Source organism: Runella salmonicolor (genome assembly GCF_024158025.1).
GTDB classification, from domain to species: domain Bacteria; phylum Bacteroidota; class Bacteroidia; order Cytophagales; family Spirosomataceae; genus Runella; species Runella salmonicolor.
On record NZ_JAMZEL010000013.1, the window covers coordinates 106,642 to 118,703 of the forward strand.

Consider the following 12,062-nt stretch of genomic DNA (forward strand, 5'->3'; position numbering starts at 1 on the left):
ATTTAGATGTAAAACAGTGATGAATTAAAGCCCTACCTGTAATCCGATCATGAAAGTAGTGGGTTTAGGATAGTTGTGCCAAATCATACCTTGCGAAAACGCACTGTTGGCATTTCCTTGATTGGTAGGGGTAACTTCTGGATCACCTACAATCTTATCTTTCACCGCGAGGAAGAAGTTTTGGGCCGAAGCATACACTCTGAGGCGACTCATTTTGAGTTTGCTGGTTACGTTGCTTGGGAAAGTATAACCCAATAAAAGGTTTCTACCCCGTAAGAAAGACCCATCCTTTATCCATTGGGTATCCACGTTGGTTACGTAGCCTGCACGGGTATCACGTATTTCGGCAATCATTGTGTTTTGATTCTGAGGTGTCCAAGCGTTCAATACCGACGTGTAGCTGTTGGCTAAGTTTTGACGGTCTTCGCTGGGGTGTAGGTTCATCAACATTACGTCGTTGCCATACGAAAACTGCATCTCAAAGGTCAAGTCAAAGTTGTTGTAGCGAAATGTATTGGTCATGGCTCCCCAAGCTTTAGGACTACCGTTTCCGATGATACTACGGTCGGCATCGGTGATAGCCTTGTCGCCGTTTACGTCAAGGTATTTGATGTCACCAGGAAGGATGGTCAAGCCATTGCGGTAGCTGGTAAATTTAGCCGCTTCTTCGCGCTCTGCTTCGCTCCATACGCCTAAGCGAGTTAAGCCCCAGAAAGAACCTACGGGTTCGCCAATTCTGATGATATTGGTAGGATTAGTAAAGTTTGGACCACCTACGTTAAAAATATCAGAAGGCGTAGCCAATGAAAGCACTTTGTTGCGGTTGAATGAAATATTGAAGTTGGTATTCCACTGGAAGCCACCACGGTCGATATTGATGGTATTTAAGGCCAATTCCACCCCTTTGTTGTACATTGAGCCTACGTTTCTACGGATGGTAGCATAGCCACTGGTTTGCGGCACAGGTGCATCCAAAAGCATGTCAGTGGTAAGGCGATAGTAGTAGTCGGCTTCAAGTGTTATTTTACCTCCAAACAAGCCTAATTCGATACCTGCATCGGTTTGAGCTGTTTTTTCCCAACGCAAATCCGGGTTAGCCAAACGTTGCAGACCTGTACCCGCTACCCGCCCTTCGTTATACACAGTGGCGTAGTTTGAGCTCAACAATGACAATGAAGTATAAGGAGGAATTTCAGAGTTTCCGGTCAAGCCGTAGCTCGTTCTAATTTTGAGGTTAGAAATAATCGAGTTGCCTTTCAAGAAGTCTTCTTCAGAAACCCGCCAAGCCAAAGCTCCCGAGGGGAAAAAGGCAAATTTGTGATTCTCTCCAAACTTCGATGAACCGTCGGCGCGGCCTGTCAGGGTTACTAAGTATTTGTTTGACAATGTATAATTAACACGGCCAAAGTAAGAGTTAAAAGCAAAACGTGAGGCTCCTGAACTAACGGAAGGATTGGTAGCACCTGCACCCAGGTTGTTAAAACCAAAGTAGTCAGTGGCAAAGTTGTTTACACTGGCGCCGATACCAAACACATTGGTTTCTTGCCACGAAAGTCCCGCTAAGGCATTGATAGAGTGCTTATCACCGATTTGCTTGTTGTAGGTCAAGTAGTTTTCCAATGACCAGAAAGTTTCTCGGTTGTTGTTGGCAGAGGCGTTTCCGTTACCACCAATATTAAGTGTTCGGGTCTGCGATTGGTTTATTTCTTGGGTTTGTACATTGACCCCCAACACCGTCCGCATCTCCAACCCTTTGGCAATGTTGATGTTGGAGTATAAGCTACCCAATGTTGTTTGGTTGTTTACGATGTACTTACGACCTTCCAAACGGTGAACAGAACTGAAAGTGCCTTCGGCAAGTGGATAATCGCGATTGTTGGCATAAGTACCATCTTCGTATCTTACTGGCAAAAACGGAAAGTCTTCAACAATCTGACGTGCTACGGCATCGTTGATGTCCACGATATTTTCTGATTGGTTGTTATAAGAAAGTGTACCACCTATTTTCAACCATTTTTTCACTTGGTCATCAATCGTAAAACGGGCAGAATACCGTTTCATGTAAGACTGTTTCAATAAGCCTTGGTCATCGCGGTAGCCCAATGAAAGATTGTATTGTGTGCGCTCATTGCCACCACTAAAACCTAATTGGTGATTCTGAGATAGTTTGTTTTGGGTTGTTTCTTTAAACCAATCGGTATCATACTTATTGCTGCCATCGGGGTTCCATACGCGTGGATCTACCCTGCGTAACTTTGGATTGAGGTTTGCAAACCTACCAGCTGCCCAGCCAACAGGGTCGTATTTGGCCATGTTGGCCCAGGCCAATTCTTCTACGGCCATGTATTCTTTGGCATTTAATACTCGTGGTCTGTTGGGCCCGATGGTGTTTACGCTAAAATCGGCATTGTAGGTTACTGTACCTTCGCCGGCTTTTCCTTTTTTGGTGGTTACAAGGATAACCCCGTTTGCGCCTCTGGCTCCGTAAATAGCGGTAGAGGAAGCGTCTTTCAGTACTTCTACCGATACGATGTCGTTGGGATTGATGTAATCAATGGCCGACGTAAATTGCGTTTGGGTTCCTTGTGGCATCATTACGCCATCTACTACATACAACGGGTTGTTGGAGGAGTTGATAGAGCTGAAACCGCGTACCCGAATGGTGGTTCTACCTCCAGGGCGACCTGAGTTGGTGTTTACTTGTACACCAGCCATTCTACCAGATAGTTGTTGTGCAAGCGAGGGCGCGGGGCGTTCCATTAGTTGATCCGCTTTTACGGTACTAACAGAGCCCGTTAAATCTGATTTTCTGAGGGTACCATAACCGATAACCACAATTTCTTCCAATACTTTGCTGTCGGATTTTAGCGTAAGATTAATGGAAGATTGGTTACCAACGGCGATTTCTTGGGGCACGTAACCTACGAATGAAAAAATAAGCGTTGCATTGTCAGGGACTTCCAATTTGTAGAGCCCATTCCCGTCGGTTACTGTACCGCGTTGAGTACCTTTAATGACAATACTTACGCCGGGCAACCCACTATTTGTTTCGTCTACAACTTTTCCGGAGATAGTTTTATCTACCGCTTTTTCTTCTAAACGAACGTTAGCGTTTTTTTCGAGTAAGTCTCGATCAGGAGCAGCGTAGGCAAATGTGAGGCAGGAAAAAGACAGAACGAAGGGTGCGGTGGATTGTCGCATCATCCTGCTAAACCGGCCATGCGGTTGTAAGGGTTTTTCCATAGTGATAATTCAGGCTGTCTGTACAGCGTTTAAGTTAAAAAAAACAGTTTGAAAACAAAATACGATTTTAGAAGAGATATAGGCCTCGTAACTACTGCCTTTCTTGATAAAAATTATGTTAATTCTTGAGCCTATAATATAATTTATTTAATATATTAGGTATATTTTTTGAATGAAAATGACAATAAATATAACTTTGGTAAGGCTTGACTGATATTATTCCAATTTATGGCATTGGCTCCGTAAGCCGGAAACAGAGAATAAAAATAATAAATGAAGTATTATCAAGTAGGTGGGAGTACTTGATAGAGTAGAATGATAAGGACTTAAAAAGATATATTTTTGAGTTTGGAGCAGAATCAGGGCTCTCTGCTTTGTTTTGAAGACCAAAAACTTGGCAAGCCCAAGCTTTTTATCCTAATAATACCTAGGAATTCCTAAAGGGATACCAGTACTGATGGTGAAGGAGGTGAAGTCGGGGTTGAAAGGCGTCGTTACGATGTGCTCAATTTCTAATTTTATCTCACCAATCACCATTCCAATTTTGGGGGCGGCGGTAAAAAATACTTCTTTGCCGTGTCGGCGTAGGGAATATACCTGTTGGGTTATTAAGTCTTTGGCCTCCAATTTCCCAAAGTAGGAAGCACCCGCACTGAGGCCGATGTAAAAACGGGTTTTGGCAGGAGCCCCCCAGCTTCGATAGGCAGGTGTTAGAAAAATATCGGTAAAGAATAACCCGTAGGAGGTAAATTTGGGCTGAATGATACTGTTGGACTCGGCATCTTCAAACTTTGGGCGGAAGATGCCTCCCAATTTCAAACCCATATTAATTCGCTCATTTACAATGTAATAAGGGGATGCGAAAATTTGCCAGCCGAGTCCTGCTTTGGTCAAAAATAGGGGTTTAGTACTGTACGCACTGCCCGCTTTCAAAAGGCCAGGACCCACGCCTACCGCAAGCCACAAACGGCGCTCATCCTGCTCGGTCGAGATAAAGCGTTGGGCCAACACATTTGATCCAATAAGAACTCCTAAAAGCAGACTTTGTAAAGCGAGTTTCATCATTTTTGCTTAAGTAATCAAAATGCAATGGCAGCCATTAGTAGCTTAGAGTACTACTGTTTTTCTACTTTCAAAAACCGTGCTAATCCGTAACTGCCAACCATTTTTGCCGTAAAAATATCAATTTGGTGTCATTTTTGGCGTTTGAAGGTGAATTGGTTAGTTTTGAGGAGGTGTTAAACTAACCTTCGTATGAAAAAACTATTCTTACTGATTTTTGTTGGGCTGTGTGTGGCAACTATGACGGCCTCTGCTCAAGAAGATGTGCTAAAAAAACTACAGGCCATTGCCGTGGTTGATCAAAAAGTGATGATGCCCATGCGGGATGGTGTTCGCTTGGCAACGGATATTTTTCGTCCTAAAACCGATAAGCCTGTTCCGGTGATTTTTTCCAGAACTCCTTATAATTTTAATTCGTGGGGCAACGGCGAACCAAGAAACGGAACCTATCAGCAGGCACTGGATGCGGTTTCGCACGGGTATGCGTATGTAGTTCAGAATGAGCGCGGACGGTTTTTTTCGGAAGGGGAGTGGGATATTCTCGGAACACCCGTAACGGATGGCTACGATGCTTTTTCGTGGTTGACCAAGCAGGCTTGGTGCAACGGAAAAATCGGTACGCTGGGCTGTTCTTCTACCGCCGAGTGGCAAATGGCCGTGGCTGCCCTCGACCACCCTTCTCATGCCGCAATGGTGCCGCAAGGCTTTGGCGCGGGCGTAGGAAAAGTAGGGGAGTTTTGGGAGCAGGGCAACTGGTACCGAGGCGGCGCACAGCAGATGCTGTTTACGGCGTGGCTCTATGGCACTCAAAACGACGCAATTCGCCCGCAGTTTCCCAAAAATGCCACGCAGGAAGAATTGGTACGCGCTTCTCGCTATTTCGATTTAGCCACCGAGATGCCTCCCGTCGATTGGTCCAAAGGATTACGTCATCTTCCGGTGCAGGATATTATCAAAAACGTGAATGGACAAAAAGGGGTTTATGATAAAATGATTGTCCGCAAACCCAATGACCCAGATTGGTTCAAAGGAGGATTGTACCATGACAATATGCCTTTTGGCGTGCCGAGTTTTTGGTTTGTGTCTTGGTACGATGTGTCGAGCGCACCCAATCTTGCGCTCTACAATCATGTTCGTAAAAACGCCACCGACCCGCAAGTGCGAGATAATCAATATCTGGTCATTGCACCTACGCTCCACTGCGCCTACAAACGTGCTACCGAAAACACCATCGTGGGTGAGCGTAGCATGGGCGATGCCCGCCTCAATTATGATGAGCAAATTTATGCGTGGTTTGATCTTTGGCTCAAGGGAGAAGCCAACGATTTTACAAAGAAAACGCCTAAAGTTCAGTATTTTACGATGGGGTCAAACAAGTGGCAGTCGTCAGATACGTGGCCACCTGCCAACGTTGAAATGACCACTTATTATCTCATGAGCGGTGGTAAAGCCAACAGCCTCTACGGCGATGGAAAACTCACGCTTTCAGCCCCGGCCAAAGAAGCTAAGCCAGATGTTTTTGCTTATGACCCTATGTTCCCCGTTCCTTCTTACGGTGGCAATGTCTGCTGTACTGGTACGGCGGTGCAAGGAGGCTCGTTTGACCAGCACCAAATGGAAACGCGACATGATATTTTAGTGTACACGACTGACCCATTCAAAGACGGGGCGGAGCTGTCGGGACCGATTGAAACGACGCTCTACGTAGGCTCAGATGCCAAAGACACCGATTTTACGGTAAAACTTATCGACGTTTATCCCGATGGGCGTGCCTATAATCTGGATGAGACGATTCTGCGCGCCCGCTACCGCGAGGGGTTTGACAAAGAGGTATGGATGGAAAAAGGTAAGGTGTACAAACTTACGCTCAGCCCTATGGTAACGTCCAATTATTTTGCACCAGGTCACAGCCTTAGGGTAGAAATATCGAGCAGTAATTTCCCTCGGTTTGACCGAAATCTCAATACGGGCGGGAAAAATTTTGATGAAAAAACGGGGGTCGTTGCTAATAACCAAATTTTTCATTCTGCGGCGTATCCATCGGCGATTCGGGTGCCGTTGGTGAAAGGGAAATAAAAAGTGCCGGCGGTGAGAACACCGCCGGCGGCATGAAAAGATATAAACCTATTGCTTTTCTCCTTTTCTAATGTGGAGGTATCAAATCGCCTTTCGTCCAATACTTTAGAATAAAAAACGTTACTTTTAAGGCGATAATAGCGAACAAATTATTATGTCTTGCCCTAACTCAATTTCAATTGCTGCGTGAAAAAACACCTTGCCTGGCTTTGTCTGTTGCTTTTTTTAGGTTTAGAAGGCTGTAAAACGGCCCAAAAACCACGTGCCGGTTTCCGCGACTTTGGCCCAATGGGTTTACGCCGAGAAATGCGGGCCGTTTGGATTGCCACCGTTGATAATATTGACTGGCCCAGCCGCAAGAATCTTTCTCCCGAAGACCAACGCGAGGAATTTATCCGCATTTTAGACACGCACAAGCGTACGGGCATTAATGCGGTATTTGTTCAAGTACGTGCCGCCGCCGACGCATTTTATGCCAAAAGTGAAGAGCCGTGGTCGGAATGGCTCACGGGCAAACAAGGTCGAGCACCCGAGCCATTTTATGACCCGATGGAGTTTATGATTGAGGAATGTCATCGGCGCGGGATGGAGTTTCACGCTTGGCTCAATCTCAATCGGGTATCGCACCGCGTAAGCAAGAGTATTTCCAACGAGAATATCGGTCGGCAGCATCCTGAGTGGGTTTTTGAGTATGATGGGTATAAGCTGTTCAATTTTGGCCTGCCCGAAGTGCGGGAGTATATTACGGGTATTACCACCAATATTGTTAAAAATTACGATGTCGACGGGATTCATTTTGACGATTATTTTTATCCTTATACGGTTACCGGGCAGACCCTAAAAGACGAAGAAGCCTTCCGACAATACGGTGCTCGATTTAGAAGCAAAGACGATTGGCGACGTGATAATATCGACAAACTCATCAAACAAATCAGCGATGCCATCATTGCCGAAAAGCCGTATGTAAAATTCGGTGTTAGCCCTTTTGGGGTATGGCGAAACCGGAAAGATGACCCCACAGGCTCGGCCACGGAAGGCGGCCAAACATCGTACGATAACCTGTATGCCGACACCAAAAAATGGATGAAGGCGGGATGGGTTGACTACATGGTGCCGCAAATTTATTTTTCTACCAAACACGATAAAGTCCCTTTTAAAATCCTGACTTCATGGTGGTTGAAGCATACCTACGGGCGTCACCTGTACATCGGACAAGGCGCGTATAAAGTAGGGGTACAAGAGAAAGACAGGGCCTGGACCAACGCTTCTGAATTCTCCAACCAAATGCGGTTTATCCGGCTTAATCCCGAAATTACGGGAAGTGTATTTTTTAGTTCTAAATCTTTGATTAACAATAAATTGGGGCACGCAGATTCGTTGCGTACCAATTTCTATAAAGAGCCTGCTTTTCCACCTACGATGCCGTGGAAAGACCGAGTAGCGCCGCAAACACCCACTAACTTGCAGGTATCCGACACCCGTAACGGGGTAGAACTGCGCTGGAATGCCCCAGAGCCCGCCCGTGATGGCGACAAAGCTCATTATTACGCTGTTTACCGCTATTCTGACAACGAAAAACCACGGTTGTTGGCGGCCTGTTATGAAGGTCAAACCCGCGCGCTTGACCGTACCGCACTCCGTAATCGGCGTTATACGTATGCCATCACGGCCCTCGACCGCCTGCATAATGAAAGCGAAGCCGTACTTGCCAGCATCATGGTGCGGTCGACTGTTCGCGCTTCCAAAAAATAATGGGGTAACTTTCTTTCGATTGAATATGCCTGACAGGACTCTTTAAGGTTTGGTCTCTCATTTCTCCACCCGTACTTTCCATTCTGGGCCGCTTTTAACGCTGTATTTTGTGGAAAAATCGCCCATGTTTAGGGCAAATGAAAGGTTCATCAGGCTGTTAAGATAAGCCATTGGTTGTCCTTCGGGCACTTCGCCGAAGGTATTGGCAAATGGCATTTTCCCTTCAAAAATGAGTTTTTCATTTTGCCACACCGTTATCTTTACTTTTTGTCCTGCGGCGATATTCAGTTTTTTAAATAAATCGGCGGAAATATTGGTCCAGATATTGCCGTATTGAACGTCTAAAATTGGAATATTTCCCACAATGGCCTTGCCTTCAAGAACGGGTTTTTGAAAGGGGATTTTCACCACTTCGTTGGGAAGTCGATTCCCGACCTGCGCTAAGGTAATCACCCCCGCTGCCAATCGCGCTGCCGTGTAAGCGTAAACATCACGCCCGTGAAAGGTATAGGAAGACTGTGAGTTGCGGCGACGGTTGAGGGCCTCGTCGATTTCATGAACTTCCTGAATACCCAACGACTCGGCAATGAGGGTAAAACTGCCATTGTCGGGCCCGACAAAGTAATGCCCACTTTTGGTTTTAAGTACTACCGACTTGCGTTCTGTGCCCACGCCTGGGTCGACCACCGACACAAAAACGGTGCCTTTTGGCCAATAGGGAGCGGTTTGTTCCAACCTATAGGCCGCTTCCCAAATGTTATAGGCAGGGATTTCGTGCGTAAGATCAAAAAGCTTCAGATTTGGATTTACGCCCATCGCCACTCCTTTCATGGCCGATACCGCACCGTCTTTCAGGCCAAAATCAGTTTGAAAGACCACCGTTTTGGGCTGGGCAAAAAGGGTGAGTGAGCAGACAAAGAGGAAGAGAAGAGTAGAGAGGGTTTTCATGGGGTTGATTGGTTTTTCCTGTCAACGTAAAGATACATTTGTGGTTATTAATGGCGGAAAAAGGTACTTTCAAAACGTTTTTTTGGATTGTTTTTGGGTGGCTAAAATAGCGATAAGTTTCTTTTAATCGCCTTTTAATCTGCCCTTAATACCCGTTTAATGCTAGAAGAGGAATTTTGTGATGTTAAAATCAAGCACTCTGCATCATGAAATCAAAAGAAAGCATTTTTGACAGTTTACAATCCTATTGGAGCAAAGATTTATTGTCGGGTTTTTTAGTGTCATTGATTGCCTTACCGCTTTGTTTAGGAATTGCGGGGGCCAGTAATTTTCCGCCCATTATGGGCGTGATGACTGCCGTCATTGGGGGCATTGTTGTTGCATTCTTTGCGGGTTCTGAATTGACCATCAAAGGGCCAGCGGCTGGTTTGATTGTCATCGTGGCGGGCGCCGTAGACGAACTCGGCAAAGGAGACATGGATTTAGGCTGGAAACTGGCGTTGGGTGTGATTGTTGTGGCGGGCTTAATTCAAGTTCTTTTAGGGGTGCTTAAAGTAGCCAAACTCGCCGATTTTTTCCCTCTTTCGGCCGTTCATGGTATGTTGGCGGCCATCGGGATTATCATTATGTCGAAGCAATTGCATTTAGCGGTAGGTATCCCGCCTTCAGAAATGAAAGGAAAAGAGCCGATTGAGTTGCTCGAAATGGTGCCTCACAGCCTGGCGCACATGGAGTACCACATTGCCATCATCGGGGCCATCAGTTTGGTCATTTTGTTTGGATGGCAGTACCTGAATATCAAGGCATTGAAAAAAGTGCCGCCAGCTCTTATAGTATTGATTGTGGGCGTGCTTTTAGGACAATATTTTCACCTGACCGAACCTACCTACAAAAATTTTAAGCCACTCGTAACTCCTGGCGACTTTTCATTCAATTTGAACGTAAACTTCGGAGTGCTTACTACTCCCGAACTGTTTCCGATTTTCTTTAAATACCTTTTGATGTTTGTGCTTATCGGAAGCCTTGAATCATTGTTGACGGGGCGGGCTATTGATTTGATTGACCCCGAAAAACGCAAGTCAGATTTGAGTAAAGATCTTACTGCGGTCGGAATTGGTAATACCATTGCGGGTTTGTTGGGAGGGTTGCCGATGATTTCAGAAGTGGCACGTAGTTCGGCAAACATAAATAACGGTGCGAAAAGCCGCTGGGCCAATTTCTTCCACGGTATTTTTCTGCTTTTGTTTGTCGTAATGATGGTGCCCCTTATCAAAATGGTTCCAGTGGCTTCGTTGGCGGCTATGCTCATTTTTGTAGGCTTTCGCTTGGCCTCCCCCAAGGAGTTTGCCCATATTTACCACATTGGTAAAGAGCAGCTTACTATATTTCTGATTACCATTATCACCACCATTGCTACCGATTTGTTGATTGGTATTGCAGCGGGTATCTTGACCAAGTTTATCATTCAGATAGCATTCGGGGTAAAACTGAGCGACATTGTCAAATCACGTTTTGAACTTCAAGAAAAAGAGCTAGGCGTGTATCAATTGAATGTAAACAACGCGGCGGTGTTTGCCAATTACTTAAAATTGAAAAGCTTATTGATGAAAGTTCCGGCGGGTAGTTCGTTGGTGATTGATTTTTCAAAAGCCGCGTATGTCGACCATACCGTTGCCGATAACCTCAACAACTTCCGTCGGGATTTTGAATCAAAGGGCGGTTCGTTGACTTTGCGGGGATTAGATTTACACGAAAGTCTGTCCGAACACCCTCTGGCAGCCCGCCGTTTGCCTAAGCATTTGCGCAAAAATACGGTTGAAATCGCCTAAGTTTTCAAAAAACAAGGCGATTTACCAACAAAAAAGCAGCGACTGTGTTCGCTGCTTTTTTGTTGGTAAATATGGATTAAAGACTAAGTCTAATACGCTGATATCCAGCTAAAATTATAGTCCAAGTTAGGCACTTTGGTGCGTTCTGCTACGCGTTTTAGGCGAGTGGGTAGGGCCATCAAATAGTCGCGAGCCTTTTCGCCAGCTTCGTTGAGACCGCTAACTTTGTCAATCTTCCATTCTTTGAGCAACGAGTCCATGATTTCGATGTAATCGTACGTGGTGTAGACACCGATTCGTTGGGCTGCGTCAGAATAATGACTGAATGTTTCGCCTATTTTGACGCCCGTTTCACGCAAGAAGTGCGCAGGCATGACGATTTTTTTGCGCATCATGTCTTCAAATGCCAGCATCATTTCGGAAGAATCAACCTCAAAAATCCGTTCTACAAACGCCTTGTAGGCCTTGGCGTGGCGCATTTCATCGGCGGCAATGACTCCGCACATTTTTGACAGCAACGTGTTTCCGTATTGTTTGGCCAAAGTAGCCGTGCGGCGGTGCGAGATATTGGTGGCCAACTCCTGAAAAGAAGTATAGACAAAGTTGCGGTAGGGGTCCGTGCCCGTTTCGATGTCAAATCCATCCGCAATCAAGTACTGGGTAGATACTTCCATGGCGCGCATGTTTACCCGTCCTGAAAGGTATAAATATTTGTTGAGCAAATCGCCGTGGCGATTTTCTTCGGCGGTCCAAGCGCGTATCCATTTGGTCCAGCCTTGTTGTGGGTCCTGCTGATTGACGCCTTCAACGGTCATGAGCCACGATTCGTAGGTTGGAAGGGCCTCTTCGGTGATGGTATCACCAACCAATACGGCGATATAGTCGTAGGGCAGTTCACGGGCGGCTTCCTGAAGGAGTTTGACGTCCGACAAAAAGTTTTCGTTGGCAGAATCTGGCAAAAAATCGGAGGGTTGCCAGAGCTCTTCTATGGGTTTGAGAAATTCATAAAAGACAGAGTCAATCTTTTGCCCAATGAATTTCATTACCTCTATGCGGGTGGCGGGGAGTTGCATATTATGTAAAACGTTTAACTTAACTATCACGAAATTGGGCCGAAGGTACGCATTATTTTAGGAAAATTGTTGCTGTGTG

General features: G+C 45.8%; 7 protein-coding genes. 3 read left to right on the top strand and 4 right to left on the bottom strand.

Going from position 1 to position 12,062, the window contains the following annotated elements:
• Positions 1–24 precede the first annotated feature (24 nt).
• Both NCI00_RS23870 and NCI00_RS23875 read right to left on the bottom strand, forming a co-directional pair.
• Entirely contained in the window at positions 25–3,243 is a 3,219-nt protein-coding gene (locus tag NCI00_RS23870; RefSeq protein ID WP_253531941.1) for a SusC/RagA family TonB-linked outer membrane protein, read from the bottom strand.
• Between the two features lie 417 nt (positions 3,244–3,660).
• Positions 3,661–4,308, bottom strand: a complete 648-nt coding sequence (locus tag NCI00_RS23875) for a hypothetical protein (protein WP_253531943.1) — start codon at positions 4,306–4,308, stop codon at positions 3,661–3,663.
• A 189-nt stretch (positions 4,309–4,497) separates the two neighbouring features.
• Between NCI00_RS23875 and NCI00_RS23880 the strand changes: the two genes are divergently transcribed.
• Both NCI00_RS23880 and NCI00_RS23885 read left to right on the top strand, forming a co-directional pair.
• Positions 4,498–6,381, top strand: coding sequence for a CocE/NonD family hydrolase (locus NCI00_RS23880; protein ID WP_253531945.1), 1,884 nt, complete (start codon positions 4,498–4,500; stop codon positions 6,379–6,381).
• Positions 6,382–6,567: 186 nt separating this feature from the next.
• Positions 6,568–8,133 (top strand): glycoside hydrolase family 10-like protein, encoded by a 1,566-nt coding sequence (locus NCI00_RS23885; protein WP_253531946.1) that lies wholly within the window; start codon positions 6,568–6,570, stop codon positions 8,131–8,133.
• Between the two features lie 57 nt (positions 8,134–8,190).
• Here NCI00_RS23885 and NCI00_RS23890 read toward each other — a convergent pair whose 3' ends face one another.
• Positions 8,191–9,081, bottom strand: a complete 891-nt coding sequence (locus NCI00_RS23890; protein ID WP_253531947.1) for an SAM hydrolase/SAM-dependent halogenase family protein — start codon at positions 9,079–9,081, stop codon at positions 8,191–8,193.
• A 206-nt stretch (positions 9,082–9,287) separates the two neighbouring features.
• Between NCI00_RS23890 and NCI00_RS23895 the strand changes: the two genes are divergently transcribed.
• Entirely contained in the window at positions 9,288–10,910 is a 1,623-nt protein-coding gene (locus tag NCI00_RS23895; protein ID WP_253531948.1) for a SulP family inorganic anion transporter, read from the top strand.
• An 89-nt stretch (positions 10,911–10,999) separates the two neighbouring features.
• Here NCI00_RS23895 and NCI00_RS23900 read toward each other — a convergent pair whose 3' ends face one another.
• The gene (locus NCI00_RS23900) at positions 11,000–11,983 is read right to left on the bottom strand and encodes an acyl-ACP desaturase (protein WP_253531949.1); all 984 of its coding nucleotides are present in this window, start codon (positions 11,981–11,983) and stop codon (positions 11,000–11,002) included.
• Positions 11,984–12,062 lie beyond the last annotated feature (79 nt).